Annotated in this window: 14 protein-coding genes; 2 read left to right on the forward strand and 12 right to left on the reverse strand. The window is 36.0% G+C overall.

Annotated elements, in window-relative coordinates; genetic code table 11:
* The first annotated feature begins 98 nt into the window (after window positions 1-98).
* Entirely contained in the window at window positions 99-776 is a 678-nt protein-coding gene (locus B2Z27_RS11730; RefSeq protein WP_286813798.1) for a head GIN domain-containing protein, read from the forward strand.
* On the opposite strand, the gene B2Z27_RS11735 is transcribed toward B2Z27_RS11730, so the two are convergent.
* The 8 genes from B2Z27_RS11735 to B2Z27_RS11770 all read right to left on the reverse strand — a co-directional run bounded on the left by B2Z27_RS11735 (window position 777) and on the right by B2Z27_RS11770 (window position 11,888).
* The gene (locus tag B2Z27_RS11735; RefSeq protein WP_058105087.1) at window positions 777-959 is read right to left on the reverse strand and encodes a CPXCG motif-containing cysteine-rich protein; all 183 of its coding nucleotides are present in this window, start codon (window positions 957-959) and stop codon (window positions 777-779) included. It lies immediately after the preceding gene.
* A 9-nt stretch (window positions 960-968) separates the two neighbouring features.
* On the reverse strand, window positions 969-1,637 hold the full coding sequence (locus tag B2Z27_RS11740) for a hypothetical protein (protein ID WP_286813799.1): 669 nt from the start codon (window positions 1,635-1,637) through the stop codon (window positions 969-971).
* 22 nt (window positions 1,638-1,659) lie between these two features.
* Window positions 1,660-3,024 carry a TolC family protein gene (locus B2Z27_RS11745; protein WP_091601678.1) on the reverse strand — a complete coding sequence of 455 codons (1,365 nt, stop codon included), beginning with the start codon at window positions 3,022-3,024 and terminating at the stop codon, window positions 1,660-1,662.
* Window positions 3,024-6,284, reverse strand: a complete 3,261-nt coding sequence (locus B2Z27_RS11750; protein ID WP_099191165.1) for an efflux RND transporter permease subunit — start codon at window positions 6,282-6,284, stop codon at window positions 3,024-3,026. Before B2Z27_RS11750 ends, B2Z27_RS11745 begins: the two co-directional genes overlap by 1 nt.
* Window positions 6,284-7,414, reverse strand: coding sequence for an efflux RND transporter periplasmic adaptor subunit (locus B2Z27_RS11755; RefSeq protein WP_215997168.1), 1,131 nt, complete (start codon window positions 7,412-7,414; stop codon window positions 6,284-6,286). Before B2Z27_RS11755 ends, B2Z27_RS11750 begins: the two co-directional genes overlap by 1 nt.
* A gap of 430 nt (window positions 7,415-7,844) precedes the next feature.
* Window positions 7,845-8,729: a leucine-rich repeat domain-containing protein gene (locus B2Z27_RS11760; protein WP_286813800.1), complete on the reverse strand. Its 885-nt coding sequence runs from the start codon at window positions 8,727-8,729 to the stop codon at window positions 7,845-7,847.
* A 211-nt stretch (window positions 8,730-8,940) separates the two neighbouring features.
* Window positions 8,941-9,816: a leucine-rich repeat domain-containing protein gene (locus B2Z27_RS11765; RefSeq protein ID WP_286813801.1), complete on the reverse strand. Its 876-nt coding sequence runs from the start codon at window positions 9,814-9,816 to the stop codon at window positions 8,941-8,943.
* A 161-nt stretch (window positions 9,817-9,977) separates the two neighbouring features.
* The gene (locus B2Z27_RS11770) at window positions 9,978-11,888 is read right to left on the reverse strand and encodes an ABC-F family ATP-binding cassette domain-containing protein (RefSeq protein WP_074670021.1); all 1,911 of its coding nucleotides are present in this window, start codon (window positions 11,886-11,888) and stop codon (window positions 9,978-9,980) included.
* 135 nt (window positions 11,889-12,023) lie between these two features.
* On the opposite strand from B2Z27_RS11770, the gene B2Z27_RS11775 reads away from it, so the two are divergent.
* Entirely contained in the window at window positions 12,024-12,419 is a 396-nt protein-coding gene (locus tag B2Z27_RS11775; protein ID WP_286813802.1) for a DUF983 domain-containing protein, read from the forward strand.
* On the opposite strand, the gene B2Z27_RS11780 is transcribed toward B2Z27_RS11775, so the two are convergent.
* The 4 genes from B2Z27_RS11780 to gldL form a co-directional block, all read right to left on the reverse strand.
* Window positions 12,409-13,452: an NAD(P)/FAD-dependent oxidoreductase gene (locus tag B2Z27_RS11780; RefSeq protein WP_286813803.1), complete on the reverse strand. Its 1,044-nt coding sequence runs from the start codon at window positions 13,450-13,452 to the stop codon at window positions 12,409-12,411. The genes B2Z27_RS11775 and B2Z27_RS11780 overlap by 11 nt on opposite strands.
* A 97-nt stretch (window positions 13,453-13,549) precedes the next feature.
* Complete coding sequence (gene gldN / locus B2Z27_RS11785; protein ID WP_058105077.1) at window positions 13,550-14,437, reverse strand: gliding motility protein GldN; 888 nt, start codon at window positions 14,435-14,437, stop codon at window positions 13,550-13,552.
* A 64-nt stretch (window positions 14,438-14,501) separates the two neighbouring features.
* Window positions 14,502-16,061, reverse strand: a complete 1,560-nt coding sequence (gene gldM / locus B2Z27_RS11790; protein ID WP_058105076.1) for a gliding motility protein GldM — start codon at window positions 16,059-16,061, stop codon at window positions 14,502-14,504.
* A gap of 56 nt (window positions 16,062-16,117) precedes the next feature.
* The gene (gene gldL / locus B2Z27_RS11795; protein ID WP_058105075.1) at window positions 16,118-16,774 is read right to left on the reverse strand and encodes a gliding motility protein GldL; all 657 of its coding nucleotides are present in this window, start codon (window positions 16,772-16,774) and stop codon (window positions 16,118-16,120) included.
* Between the last annotated feature and the right edge of the window lie 51 nt (window positions 16,775-16,825).

Below are 16,825 nucleotides of genomic sequence, written 5' to 3' on the forward strand. Positions count from 1 at the left end.
CGTTTTTTAACTTAAAAAAAGGAGTTTTATGATTTGCTACCGCATGGTGCTTAAAATCAAATTGTATCTTAACTTTGTAATCTAATTGCCAACGCTTCATGAAATCTTTGCTGTTTTTTACCATGCTTTTCTGCACTACCCTTTTAGTTGCTCAAAACAACGCCATTATTCCTTTAGAGAACTTTACCGAGCTACAAGTGTATGATAGAATTAGCGTTACCCTGGTAAAAGGTGAGGAAAACAAGATTGAAATACCTCTAGAACACAAAAAAGACCTTAGCATTACCGAAAACGATGCACGTTTACGCTTAAAAATGTGTTCTGGGGAATCTGTATTAAATTCCACCTTAAGCCTTAAACTTTATTATACCGAAGCATTATCGATAATAGATGCCAATAAGAATTCTAGAATTATATCTACAGGATTGGTCATTGGTACAGATTTAGCGATCGAAGCACAAGATGCCAGCACCATTACCTTAAATATTGCCTATAACAATGTATCTGCCAAAAGCACCAGTGGTAGCGAGATAAAACTTTCGGGTACCAGCACCAACCAAGAGGTCATAATCAATACCGGAGGTAAACTTTTTAACAAGGGGCTAAAGACTAAAAACAGTACCGTAATAGTGCTATCTGGTGGCAGTGCCGAAGTTTATGCCAGTGAGGCCGTTATTGCAAAAGTAAAAGCTGGTGGTTCCATTACAGTATATGGAAATCCAAAATCAGTGGACAAGGATGATACCTTTGGTGGCAAGATTGCCATACCCGAGTAATTACTGTTCTATACTCTGAACATTAAACGCTACAAGTTCACTTTCTTGAAATTGCGGAGTAACCTCGATCGGGTTACAGCATACTTCACAATCTTCTACATAAGTCTGTTGCGCAATAGATGGGTCTAGAAGCATGGAAACTTCTTCCCAGCAATACGGACATTGAAAATAATGCTCGAACATAGAAAATGGTTATGCTTTCAGCTCTTTTGCCAATTCTTGTAAGGTAAGAGTTTGTATAAGATTTCCGCCATTTGAAGTAAAAATGGTCTCATGACCTAATTTTATGGCCAAAATATCCTCATCCTCTTCCAAATGAATATCGGTAGCGTTTATCTGTACTTCTTCCAACTTTACATCAAAGCGTTTTTTTAAGGTTATTGAACCGTTCGCCTTACGTAACTCAAACCCGTAAAAATCGAAAAGTCGCTGTAACCCACTAAAAAAACTGAAGCCAATAAATATTAAACCTGCCATGGCAAATTTATATGCCAAGGTAAAAACATCTAGTTCATCGCCATTTATAAAGGTGTATACCAAATTGATACAACCGTACACGCCCAAAAGAAACACCAAAAGACCAACAATAACCGCTAAAACATCTGTAAACAATGCTTTTTGAGTTCTTGTAATGGTAAATCCGTCAACGGTTCTATTTGCTTGAAAACCAAAATCCTTCAAATACTCTAAATTCTGGATCTGTGCCCTTTTATTTGCAATGGTGGTGTTTAAATCACTAAGGTCCACAACAACAGCACGTTTTTGCAACTCCTCCTGTAAACTTAATTGCGCTTCAAAAGTGAGCAATGAATGTTGGTTCATTATCTCTATGAGTTCGCTATTTGTTCTATCGCTATACATGTCTTTCGTAATTAATTGCCCCTTACAATTCTATATTCAATAACTGCCCAGTTAGCTGCAACAATTGTAGTTCTGCCAGCTTAGCATCATATTTTGCCAAATTCTTATTGGTCTGCGCATTCAATAAATTGATCTGTGCCTGTCTAAATTCTATGGACGTAATACTACCTAACTGAAACTGCTCTTTTGAACGTTCAAAGTTATTCTCATTGGTAAATACATTCTGTTCTTGTATTTGATATATTTTCAGCAGATTCTCATATAACGCCATGGCATTCTGCATATCACGATTTACCTCTAGCTCTACCTGCTTTCTTAACAGTTCTTGATTGGCATAGGCAATTTTCGCATTCTTTACGCTTACCGTTGTACTACCGCCATCAAAAAGATTCCATGTTAAACTGGCACCCAATGCATAATTACCAACGTTAGAATTTGTACCCGGAAAAACCGCTCCCGTTAAAAATGCAGAAGGAGCATTCTGGTTTCTGTTCCAACCGTAAGAACCTGTTAACCCAATAGTAGGCAAATACCCAGACTTATTTACTTTAATGTCATAGGCATTAATGTTCAAATTGGTCTCTGTCTGTAGTACGGCCACGTTATTGGCTATGGCTTGATCCATAAACTCCACTATTTGAAACTTAGGTATAAAGACCACTGTGGTATCTACCATATACTGTGAACTTAAATCTTGATTCAACACTACGTTTAGATCGCGCTTTGCATTGGCCAATTGCTGCTCAGTGTTCAATAATGCAATACTATCATTGGTCATATCTACCTGTGCGTTCAAAATATCCAATTTGGTGTTTTGTCCGTATTCAAAAGAATATTCCGACCTTGTGATCCTATCCCTAGAAATCTCCAAAGCTTGCTTTTGTACATTTCTATTTTCAGTTAAACGGGCAATTTCAAAATAGACCGTAAACATTTGGATCATGGTGTTCTCAATAGTCTCACGTGCCTGTAAGGTACTTAGCTGATACTGCTCTTTTAGTCTTTTATAGTTATAGTACCTACCCAAACCATCAAACAAAGTGTAATTAAGGTTTAAAGCCGCACTGTATCTTTGGCTCTCTGCACCATCAATGGAAATATCATCTCTAGCACTACCATCATCATTGAACTGCCCTGGGAATTCCGTGGTCGTATTATTGTTATTATATGTAGCAGCGGCAGTACCCGTTAACGTTGGCAAATAGCCGGAGTTGAGCACACTGGCATTATTCTCGGCAATATCAACCTGACCTTTTGCAATCTCAATTCCAAAATTATTCTCCAATGCCTTAGCTACAGCTTCTTCTTTTGAGAGTGTTTTCTCTTGTGCAAAAATTGAACAAACAGGGAGAAATATCAATAATGTGATGAATCTTACTTTACTCATTATAACTTATCTAGATTCTTATGTGTTTGAGCACCATCTTCTATTGCATGTTGCGTATGACCTTCTAAATGCGCAGCTTCCTTTCTTTCCTTGATCGCTCTTTCTACCTCTTCTTTCGTAATCTTATGACCAGAAGCGAAAGATAGATTCTGTGCTTTTAAGTTGTTACTGAACGATAAAAACAATGGCAACATCAACAAGGTAAGCACCGTAGCAATACCAATACCATAAGCAATGGAAATTGCCATTGGCTTTAAGAATTGCGCCTGTCTACTGGTCTCTAACATTAGTGGAGCTAAACCTGCGATCGTGGTTACCGATGTTAAGAAAATTGCTCTAAATCTTGATTTACCGGCTTCAAAAATGGCGTTGTCAAAAGACATACCTTCCCTTAAATTAGAATTGAACTTACCTATGAGTACCAAACCATCATTAACCATAATACCGATCAATGCAATGATACCCAATATAGAAAGTACGTTTATAGGAAAATCATGAATCCAGTGACCCCAAGCAACTGCGGTAAAGCTAAATGGCACCAATAGCAGTAACATTAACGGCTGACTGAAACTTCTAAACGTAAATGCTATTGTGATGTATATTAAAAGGATTACCGTAAAACCAACCAGTTTTAAAGACCCTGTCAACTTCTCCAATTCTCTATTTTGCCCTTCATAAGAAGCACTTACCGTTGGATATTTAGATTGTATTTCCGGCATGTGTACGTTTTGAATCTCCGTCATGATTTCCGTGGGACTATCCTTTACATCTTTCATATCTGCGGATACCTGAATTTCTCGCCTTCCTTCTAAACGGTTGATGGCTACATCTCCACGAACAATAGTATAATCTGCAACCTCGCTTAATGGCACACGCTCACCAGACGGAGTTACAATTCTCATATCATCTAAATTGGAAATTGAAGAACGCTCTTCTCTATCATAGCGCACCCAAACCCTAATCTCATCTTGTGACCTTTGAAAACGTTGTGCCTGTACACCAAAGAAACCGGCACGAACCTGGGTCATTAAAGCTTGAAGATCCAAACCAAGTAAATAGGCATTTTCCTTTAAGGTCAATCTGATTTCTTTAATACCGGCAGGATCATTATCGGCAATATCCTTTAATCTTGGGTTTTTAGTAAGAATTTCTTTAAGCTCTACCTTTGCAGCCTTTAATTGCTCTATATTATTCCCTAATAAGGATACCGATACAGGCGATCCACCAAAATTACCACCAGAACCATAGATCAAACTTTCTACGCCTAAAACCGGACCTACCAATTCTTCCAATCTACGGGTAACCATATCCGCAGAAATCTCATTAGGTCTTTCTTCGCCTGGTAATAGGTTAATGGTCAATACCGCAGATGAAGAACCTGGTCCCAATCTTCTAATCATATTTTCAAAAACCATTTTATCGCCTTCAGGAAAATATTTATCGGACAGTTCTTGATTTACTATGATTGCTTTCTCCTCTATAAATGAAATAATAGAATCTGTTATTTTCTCATTGGTTCCGTTTGGCATTTCTAGTTCTATACCCACACGGTCACTGGCAATTCTTGGAAAGAAAGCCGTTCTAATAATACCACCACCAACAGAACCTAACGTTAATATGAATGCCGAAGCGAAAACGGCAAACATAAATATTTTATGATTCATTGAAAATCTCAATACGGGAGTATAAAGATTATCACGCATCCATACCATTAATCTATCTCCAAACTCATTTATTACCCTAAGTTTGGCAAATGCATTTGCGAATCCGCTTTTTGGCTTGGTATCAATAGGCTGTAATGCTTTTGAATGTGCCAAGTGAGCAGGTAATATGACCAATGCCTCTACCAATGACACCACCAATGTTAAAATAACGATTACGGATACTTCACCAAAGAATTCCCCAATTCTACTATCTAAAAACAAGAAAATAGAGAATGCCAAAATAGTGGTTATAATAGCGGAAATAATTGGAGGCAATACCTCCATAGTACCATCTACAGCTGCCTGAACAGGAGATTTACCTTTTTCATAATGCTGATAGATATTCTCTGCAATTACAATACCATCATCTACCAGAATACCAATTACGATAATCATACCAAATAACGACAGTACATTAATGGTAACATCAAAGAAGCCCGCAAAAACAAACATTCCTAAAAACGCTACCGGTAAACCAAAGGCTACCCAGAACGCCAATCTAGTATTCAAGAAAAGTGATAGGAATATCAACACCAAAACCATACCCATAATGGCATTTTCGGTTAATAGTTGCGTTCTTTGATTAAGAGTGATAGATTGATCGGAAACAACATCCAATTTAATGTTATTGTACTTTTCATTGAATACATCAACATATTCATTCACTTGATCGGCCGCTACAATAAGATCTTCATTATTGGTACTTGTAATAGAGACACTAACAGATAAATTGCCATTGAAATAACTTGCATTTGGCGTTTCTGCAAAGCGATCCCTTACTACCGCCACGTCTTTTAAACGAATTACGTTACCAGATTGATCTGCCCTAACCACAAGGTTATTTAACTCACTACCATAATACGAACGGTTATTGGCACGTATTAAATACTCTTCGGCATCAGTCTTAATATTACCACCGGTCACAAGTATATTGGCATTACCAACTGCACTTGCAACTTCTGTAAATGAAAGTCCGTATGCCAAAAGGTCATTCTCGTTCACGGCTATTTCAATTTCCTCATCTGGAAAACCAGAAATCTCTATTTGAGATATACCGTCCATTGCACGTAGGTCATTCTCAATTTCCCTACCTACACTTTTTAATGTTGCCAACGGAATATTATCTCCACTTATTGCAAATGATATGGTTTGGCGAACGGTCTCTAACTTAGAAACAATCAAAGGCTCCATACCTGTTGGAAAGGTCGGCACCCTATCTACCGCATTCTTGACCTCCAAAAGCATGAAATCTATATTTTCCCCTTTTTCAATCTCCACATTGATCGTACCACTATTTTCTCTTGAGGTAGAGGTTACACGATCAACACCTTCAAGTCCTTTTAGGTTATCCTCTATCTTTAGAACAATACCTTCTTCCACCTCTTGTGGCGAAGCACCTGGATAAGTAATGGTGATAGAAATATTTTTAGAATCCGTCAGTGGAAAGTAAGAAGATTTCAATGCCTTTGCACCAACTATACCAAATAGGGCAAAGGATATTACTACGACATTTACGGCAACATGATACCGAATAAAATATTCAATCAGTTTACGCATTATCCTTTAGTATTTTCTGGTTGTTCAGCATAAATTTTAACTGCCATACCGGTATAAGCTCCGCTTATTGGCTTTGAAACTATAGTAACACCGTTGGGTACGTTCTTAAGAACTACACGTTTATCCGAAAAATAAACGGGCTCTACATCTATGACGTCAAGTATAGAATCCCTTACTACAAAAATCTTGTTATCTTCCAATAATAGACCTCTATCTACCTCAATAGCATTCTCCTCTTTTTTAGCATCAAGATCTGCCTCTAAGTACATTCCTTCCCTTAGATTCTTATCTTCTACCTCTATATATGCATTTACGGTTTGTGTCGCTTGATCAATACTTCCATTGATTCTAGTAACCTTGCCCTTATATGTGCTGTTATCATCCAAATTTGTTAGTTCTACAGATTCGCCCACTTTCAATAGATCCGTATATCTTTTACTTATGGCAACTTCCAATTCATAAACTTCGGTATTAATGAACTCCCCTAGTTTTTGACCTGATCTTACCAAAGTACCTTCTGTAACCAAAGTCTCTGTAAGTACTCCGGAAAATGGTGCCACAATACGGTATTTGGATAATCTTTGTTCTAAATTCTTAACATTATAATAGCTAGTTAAAATACCTCTTCCAGAGATGAAGAACTTTTCTTTTTCAGTAGCCAATTCTGGTAAGGCGGGAGTACTTTTAGACATATCAAAATTGGTAAGATAGTCTTGCCACTTTGAGTAAATGTCCGGGTAATCTAAACGTAAATCTGGCATTACCGCCGTTAATTGATTGAAGAGATTACTTTTGGCAGACTGCACACTTGCCGCGTATTCATCTGCATCTATATTTATAATGGTCTCACCTTTACGAAAAGACTGACCTTCTTTAAACAATTTGCTCCCCTTTTTGAAGACTCCTTGAACCTCCGCATATAGCTCTACGCGTTGTTTAGCGGTTAAATTACCATTTGCCGATACTATAATTGGTACCGTACCATTTTCAACGACCTCGGTAAATACTGTTTTTACTACTTTCTCAGATTTGGGTTTGAATGTTTTCTTACTATCAATAATATAACCCGCTAAAAAAAAGGATACTACAATTAGTAAAATACCTAGAACGGTAAAAATAATTTTTCGCATTTTATTATAATTTATAAGCGTATTTCAAAAAACACAGGATCAAAAGTACTTTTTAATATCCCTTAGGATGATGATGATTAAATGAAACGACCAAATTCAAGAGTGAAACGACTTTGAAACAATCTCAGCTTAAATCTACATGCCGTTTTGTACAAAAGTTTTTAAAAAAAGCACTTACTATCAACGGGTAAAATGTCTTTACCTTATAGGGTAATCATCAAAATATTGTTAAAACAGAATAGCTTTTTTAAATAGACTTTAACTAGAAATTTTTGGAAATCATATAATCATCGGCGAAACTACAAAAAAACACTTCTGGCATTGAAAGCCTTTATGGTTAAAGTAATCATAAAAAATATTGACTTTACGGTAGGTATAAAACAAAAAAGGGATGCTCTCACATCCCTTTCCCTTAGTATTTTTAAGCTATTTAATTTCGCTTTGCATCTTCATATTTGGTATCTACTATACGTGTTCTATTTACTTCGCCCGTACCAAATTTTAAATTCAAAAATTCGTCATCACTATCAAACACAGCAAGTTTAGTACTTTGCATTCTTAACAATGAGTTTAGGGATCTAAAATCATTGCCTTGTAATTGTACAAATTCTAGGTTACTCAATGTTGCCATACCACTTGGCAAATCGCCTTCAAATTTATTATAAGAAAGAATTATTTCCCTTAAGTTCACCAAGCGTCCTAAATCTACTTCAATTGCTCCTGCCAACTTATTTCCAAATAACTCTAAACGCTCTAATTTTTCAAGTTTTTCAAGCGACTTGGGTAAACTTCCTTCTAAATAATTACTGGAAAGGTTTAAGGTCTTTAGATTAGAAATTGCACCGATACCATCAGGAATTTCACCTTGAAATAAATTATTGAACATAGAAAGTTCTTCCAATGCTGCCATTTTTGAAAAATCTTGGGGCAAAGTCCCTGATATCTTGTTCATTTCTAAACGCAATGAGGACAGCTTTTGCAAACTAAACAAATCTTTAGGCAGTTCACCTTCAATCACGTTAAAAGCAAGGTTCAATGATTTTAAATGAGAAAGCGCAGAAATACCATCTGGAATAGCACCTGTTAAATTGTTTCGATATAATTTTAAACCAACAACATGACCGTTTGCAACCTCAACTCCATGCCAAGTAGCTGGATCGGACTTCAAATCCCATTTACGCTGCCACTGTTCACCAACGGTGCTATTATTGAAATCTATTAAATATTGTTTCTCCTTTTCAGGTATTTGTGCATTGACCAAATAACTACAGGTCATGAAAAGCACTATGCAGGTAAAATTAATAACATTTTTCATACTGAAAATATTAAGGTTTGGGGGCTTTTTAAATACACTTTTCACAGCTTAAACAAGTATAAACCTACTTTAGTGTAAAAAGTACTTTTATTATAACGTGCAAAAAATACATTTATGATATATAGCTGAACCTTTATGGTACAAAAACAAGAAAGAGATGCTGTTCAACATCTCTTTCTTTCACCAAACTAACTAAAAGTGTAAACTACTCTTACTCTTCTATATCTTCAAACTTCGTATCCACCATTCTGGTTCTACTGAAGTTTATATCTTTAAATTCTATTTTATCGTCTTCTTTATCGTAATCAAAAACCAAATACTCTTTAGTTTCCAAAAGCTCTAAAGCTTTAAAAGAACTAAAATTGTTGTTCTGAATTTGAAATACCTCTAGGCTAGCCAATTGTGAAAACTCGTTGGGAATATCACCTATAAGTCTATTGTTTGCCAATACCAATTCCTTTAAATTACTAAGGTTACCCATATCTCTTGGAATAGCACCTTCTAATCTATTTTCAAAAAGACCCAAAGTCTCTAATTGAGATAACGCACCCAATGAACTTGGTATATCACCAATGAATTCATTACTAGAAAGATTCAGCACCTTTAATCCTTTTAAATTACCAACCGTAGATGGAATCTCCCCTGTGAAAAAATTATTGAAAGCAGAAAGTTCCTCTAGTTGTAACAAGCTACCAATACCTTCAGGTAGTTCACCATTTAACCTGTTCATTTCTAACTTTAAAATTTTTAAATTGGATAGGTTTTCAATTTCTACCGGTAACTTACCTGTTATTGAATTAAATGCAAGATTCAATACTCTTAGGTTCTCAAGGTCACCTATTTGCGAGGATAAAGACCCCATAAGATTATTATGAAACAAGTTGATTTCAACTACCTTGTCATTTTCAACCTTAACACCGTGCCATTTAGAAACTGGTGCATTCAGATCCCATTTCTTTACCCAATGCTTACCATTGGTAGTTTCGTAAAGATCAATTAATGCTTTTTTCTCTTTTTTAGATACTTCTGCAAAACAAACTGTTGTCAGAAATAATAAGCTGAAACTTAAATAGTATAGTTTTTTCATATGATGGTGGTTTGGTAAACGTATTCAACTAGGAATTATCCTACAAATTTGAACTAATAACGTTGAAAACTGAAATTTTATCGTTGATTTACCCTGCTATGTTGTGAAAGTAGCTAAATCTGTGGTGAAACTATCAAAATCTGTGGTGAGACAAAACTGAATTATGTTAATTCCTCAATATCAATTGTTAACGTTTCCCACTTTTGCATTAACGTCTCTAATTTCTTCTTTTTGGCTTGATATCCATCAAAGAAATTAGGCTCAGCTATAGTAGCATCATAGTCTACCAACAAATTATGGTCAATCTCTTTGATCTCCTTTTCTAAAGAACCAATTTTACTTTCTACAGAGCTTAATTGATTTTTTAAACTCTTAATTTTTTTCTGATCTTGAAATGATGTGGTTGCTTTTGGCTTCTCCTTTTCGGCAACAACGGTCTGTTTTTTCTCAATTGCCCTAAAATCCTCTACTTTACGTTGCTCCAAGTAAAAATCTACATCGCCCAAATATTCTCTAATCTTTTGGTCTTTAAACTCATAGACTTTATTGGTAAGCCCTTGTAAAAAATCTCTATCGTGAGAAACTAAAATTAAGGTGCCTTCAAAGTTTAAACAGGCTTGTTTTAGTACATTTTTAGATTTGATATCCAGGTGATTGGTAGGCTCATCCATTACAAGTACGTTAAATGGCTGCAATAACATCTTTGCCAAAGCCAAACGGTTACGCTCACCACCGGACAAAACTTTAACGTATTTATCAACTTCATCTCCCCTAAACAAAAATGACCCTAAAATATCTCTAACCTTACTTCTATTCTTTTCATTGGCGGCATCTATCATGGTATCAAGTATGGTCTTATTACCATCTAAATACTCTGCCTGGTTCTGAGCAAAATAGCCTATTTGCACGTTATGCCCCAATTTTAAGTGACCCTCATGTTCCAAATCGCCAACTATAATTTTAGCCAGGGTAGATTTTCCTTGTCCGTTCTGCCCAACAAAAGCCGTTTTGCTGTCACGTTCAATGAGCAAATTAATATCGTTTAACACCAAATTCTTACCGTAAGACTTAGAAAGCTCCTCTATCTCAACCACTACCTTGCCAGGAGTGACGGATACAGGAAAACGCAGACTCATAACACTGTTGTCATCTTCATCAACTTCAATACGTTCAATTTTATCAAGCTTCTTTATTAAAGATTGTGCCATAGAAGCCTTGGTAGATTTTGCCCTAAACTTCTCTATTAAACGCTCTGCTTGCTGAATCTCTTTCTCTTGATTCTTCTGTGCATTAATTTGTTGTTGTTTGATCTCATTCCTTAAAACCAAATACTGGGTGTATGGCTTATTATAATCATATATGCGACCTAAAGATATTTCTATAGTTCTATTGGTTACATTATCCAAGAACATTTTATCATGAGAAACAATTACAACAGCACCGGTATAATTATTTAAAAACTGCTCAAACCAAATAATGGATTCTATATCCAAGTGGTTGGTAGGCTCATCTAAGAGCAACACGTCATTACTTTGCAGCAGTAGTTTTGCAAGTTCTATACGCATTCGCCATCCACCGGAAAAAGTTTCGGTCTTTTTATCAAAATCCTCTCTTTTGAAACCTAAACCTTGTAGTATTTTTTCTGTCTCTCCTTGGTAGTTATATCCTCCCAAAATTTCATAATGTTGGGTAATATCACTTAAATCTACTATTAATTGATTGTACGATTCTGATTCATAATCTGTACGCTCTGCCAATTGATGGTTAATCTCATCTAACTTTAACTCTAGAGCTTTGATCTCTTCAAAAGCTTGATAAGCCTCTTCTAAAACCGACCTGCCTTGAACAAAATCTATATCCTGTCTTAAAAAACCAATTTTTATGTCTTTTTCAACCGCAATTACTCCGGTATCCAAAGCCATATCCTTATTAAGCAGTTTTAATAAGGTTGACTTACCTGCACCGTTTTTACCTACTAACCCTACTCTATTACCGGCATTTAAGCGAAATGAAATTTCTTCAAATAGATATTCTCCTCCAAAAGAGACAGATAGGTTGTGAACGTTTAACATAAATTCTAATTCTTCTTGTTAGCCTTGGATATAGATAAAAATTATCTATACATACATGCTTAATTATCTTTTCTTCAAATAGATATAAGACAAGAAAAATGCCTTAAAATCGTACCTTAGTGTAAAGTTTTGCAAATGTTAAAAAAAGGAAACAAACTCTACAGTATTTTAACAGGAAGTTGCCCCAGATGCCATAAAGAAAGTATGTATGTGGACAAAAACCCATATCATATGGGCAAAATTTTTGAAATGCACGAAAGATGTGATCATTGCGACCTAAAATATAAAATTGAGCCTTCTTTCTTTTATGGCGCTATGTATGTTAGTTATGCAGTAGGTATTGCTTTTGCCGTTGCTGCTTTTGTCATTGCCAATCTTTTTCTTGGAGCTAGCCTCATCACCACTTTTATTGCGATAATTGGAACCCTGGTCGTATTTATGCCTGTAATCATGAGAATTTCTAGAAATATTTGGATCAATATGTTCGTGAAGTATGATGCCAAGGCCACTTTACACAACACTAGTCATTAGTAAACCGGGCTATGTCCATTTCTGCCAATAGCGGTGCTTTTGTTTCAATACGATCATAAAGAGATTTGGCCGCCCACGGTGCAATGGTAATACCATGAGATCCAAAACCGTTCAGCACCCATAAGTTTTTGTGCTTAGGATGTTGCCCCACCAATGGTCTTCTATCTTTTACCGTAGGTCTCATACCTGCTACATGATCAACCACTGTATAATTACACTTTAAAAGGCCATTAAGTTTTTCTATAAGTTCATTCTTGGCTTTCTCTGTAGTAATATTGTCTTTTTGTTCTCTGTTGTAGGTAGCACCCACTTTGTATAGATCATCACCAAGCGGAATTAAAAAAATAGATGATTTTATAATATTCCCCTCATTTAAACCTTTTGCCTTGATTACAATATATTCTCCTTTAGACCCCTGTATTGGCAAATAATTGAAAAACGGATTGCACACCATACCGTACCCTTCGGTAAATACAATGTTTTTAGCTTTTACATTTTGATATACAACACAATCCTCTTCAACTTTCAATTGCTCATAATGAAATGTCTGTGCGTAAATTTTATCATTTTCACTTAGCCATTTCTCATAACTATCAAATAAGAATTTAGTATCCAGTTTACCTGTTTGTAATACTTTACCAAATTGAAAAGGGATGTTAAGGGCTGCATTATCGTTTTGCGCCAAGGTAACATCCAAAAAGGGCTTTAACTTGTTTTTATCGGCAGCTTCAAACCACAAATTTTGCTCTTCAATAGAAGCGAATTTTCGGAGTACATTTAATTTTTCATCAAACCTTACATTTAAAAATTGCTCTAACCCGCTATAAAATTCGGTAGCCACAGGCAATTGCTCATCTGCCCGCCATGAGAGTGTAAACCTTTTTAAAATTATAGGATTGTACAAACCACCTGCAACTCTAGAAGATGTTTGTGAACGGTCATTAAACACTACAAAAGTCTTATTATTTCTGCGTAGGTTTTCACAAAAGGCAGTACCTGCCAAACCTAGACCAACAATCATATAATCTACCATACCACAAATGTACTTACAATGTATGAAACAGTATATAAAACAAAAGACCCGATCTACAGATCGGGTCTTTTTTATGTGAATTGGATTTTCAGCAAGCTTAGTAAGCCCACATGTCTTGTTCTTTATCTCTAATAGTTTCTTTGATTCTTTTTGCTTCCAACAATTGGAACAAAGCATTATCAGAAATGTAATCATCAATATTTCTATCTCCTTGAACGTTATCTTCTTTATAAATAACAGCATCAAACCTACGTGCATTCAACAACATGTCAAATGATATGGGTTGTGCAGAATTCTGGGAGTTAAATAGTTTAGCCTCGTGCAACATTTCGCGCGCATCTGGGTACCATACCCAAAAAAGCTCAACCATATCTGGATTTTCGTCGTCCATAAAGTTAACATCCGGAGCAACAGGAGCAATACCTAAAAGACGGTACTTTAACTCTCCTTGTCTTTTATCGAAATACCAAATACCTTTTATATGATATTCTTCAATATCCGCTGCAGAAATAGTTCTACGGGTAATATACTCTTCAGAAACAGCTTCACCTGCATTCATTTGCTCATACCCATAATCTAGAGTATCAACCATTTGCAAGGCATCTTTTAAATCTGCATAAGTTCTTTTTTGTGTAAAATAAGAATCTGTATAAGTATCTAATTTTCCACTTTTTAAATTTTTAACCAGTACGTGGTATAATGACCTTCTATCTGGTCCAATATCCATAGTATCTGTTGGGTAGTATAATGGGAAGTTTACTCTCTCATCTAAATCTATGGTCTCCCATAAGGTTTTAGACCAAAGTATATCCCTATCATCTACATAACCATATTCTAATGGAGCATCATTATCCACAGCCTTTTGAGCTTCTGTACGAATACCAACCTCACTAGGTTTCTTTGCGTTCAATACATTTGCCTGGGCCATCATTGATAAAGGTAACATTGTTACCGCTCCCATTACTAAAACATTTTTCCAATTCATGTTTGTTTCACTTTAAAATTAACCGGGCAAGACCATAGGGCTTACCCGGTATCATTCCATTTATTTAGTTTGTAATCTCCACTACTACTGGAGATACTTTCTTTAACTTGTAACTCTTATTGTTTGTGATATAAGCTTCGATATCGAATATTTGTACAACATCTCCTCTTTTAGCACGTGATAAAGCTTGTTTAGCCTTAGCATTCATTTTGTTTCCTCTAACAGAAACGGTTGGCTGACCTGGTACTTTGAATTTGAAACCGCTTACCGCTAAGTTCAAATCAAAATCGAAGTCTTCTAAACCAGCACCTATAGTAGCGATCTCAACATTTCTCTTTGGAAGTTTAAGACTACCTGTTTGCTTGCTTATGCTTCCTTCCGGTCTTGGAATATCCTTAATTCTGAATTCAGACTTAGAAGATACAGACTGACCATCTGGCAATGTACCTGAAGCTGTAATAGTAACATTTCTACCAGTACCTGGTGTCATTACATACTTACTACCACTTACCGCTTTAAGACCTGGAGCAGATGCTCTAACCTTATTGTTAGGTATACCTGGTATAGAGATAGACATTGGGTTAGCAACACCTCTATAAACAACATTCATTTTATCTGCAGCGATCAAAGCAGCATTTGGCTTAGAAATCGTTGCGAAAGAGTTATTAACCTCAACAGGAATTTCTTCACCGTCTTGCTTAAAGTAGATCGTACCTTTTACTTCATGATCACCGGCAGAACCAGAACCAATCAACATTTTAACACCACCTGCCTCTAATTTATAATCAGAACCTTCAGATAATTTTCTTCCGTCTAAAGTCAATTCAGCTCTTACTGGAGTAGAAGAATTATCAGTTTTGCTGATAATGATCTTACCATCGTACTTTTCACCTGCATAGTATGCAGATTTAGTAGCCGAAAGAGATGTTGCAAAGTTCTTTAAAGAAACTTGCTCGGTCAACTCACCTGCCAACATAGATTTCAAAGCTGCTTCTTCAGTTATCTTAACATCAGCTTGTAACTGTGTTAATTTCGCCAAAGATGCTACTAAAGGATACCCTTCGTAGTGGTAGTTGATCCAATCTTGCTTTGTACCGTCTCTTTTTTCAACTTTACCGTTCTCATCTCCTGTTTGGAAACGATCGATAACAGATTGCTTTAAAGCAGCTGGTACTATTGCAGCAACTTGATCTCTATAACCTGTAAGGTTACTCATGAACTTTTTACCGTCTTCCGATAAATTTTCACCTTGAAATAATTTCTGGTCTAAGTAATCGGACATATCCATACGAGCATAATCTTTAGGATCTTCGATCCCTTCCATCATACCTTTTTTAAGTCCTTCCAAATAATCATAATACTCTTGAGACATTGCTTTGATCTGCTGAGCATTTTGATATAACTTGTCATACTTTGCAGCATCTTCAGATGCTTTAGTTCCAAGACTTTCCAAGAACGCATTGTTACTTGCTGTTGTCTTTTCGTTAGAAGTCTCTAGCTTTTCATTCATAATACCGAATGCCGCTAGCACCTCTTTACTCATGTTTAACGCCAACATTGCGATGAAGATCAAATACATTAAGTTGACCATCTTCTGACGTGGTGATTGTTTTCCTCCTGCCATGGATTTTTAATTTAGATTTTTAATTAATAATTGATTCGGGTCGGTAAAAATCCAAATTAGTTTTTGCTCATTGCAGATAACATACCACCATATACACCATTCAATGAAGAAAGGTTTGTAGACAAAGATGCCATTTGATCTTTAAGTGCACTTGCATTTTGAACAACCTCTTCATTAACTGAAGCTTGTTTGCTAGCACTTTCCAATTGTACTTTATAAAGACTGTTCAAAGACTCCATTTGAGCTGCAGCCTGAACCATTTCGCTTGAATATTTCTTAGTAGACTCCATTGCATCAACAGTTGGAGCGATACCTTTAGCAGCACCTTCAAAGTTCTTGATGCTAGTACCTAAGCTTTCCATAAGGTTTGCATCTACACCAGCTTCTTTTAATAAGTCATCCAATTTCTTAGATAAAGATGCCTCTGCTTCTTTTACTTCTGTAGCAGCTTGTGCTTTCTTAGGAGCTTTGCTCTCACCACCAGCTAATTCTGGGTATACCAATGACCAATCTAAATCGTCATCTACTGGTTCAAATGCACTGATCGCAAAAATAAGTGCTTCTGTTATAAGACCTATCGCTAGAAGAATACCACCATTTAAAGGTCCTAACTCCCAGTGAAGAATTTTAAATAATGCACCGATAATTACAACTGATGCTCCAAGGCCGTAGGCCATGTTAAATAATTTTTTTGTGGATTTTGACTGTGCCATGATTTTAATTTAATTTAAGGTTTAATAAAAAAGATTTGGTTAAAAAATGAA

It is taken from the genome of Maribacter sp. UBA3344, from assembly GCF_002362375.1.
GTDB classification, from domain to species: domain Bacteria; phylum Bacteroidota; class Bacteroidia; order Flavobacteriales; family Flavobacteriaceae; genus Maribacter; species Maribacter dokdonensis.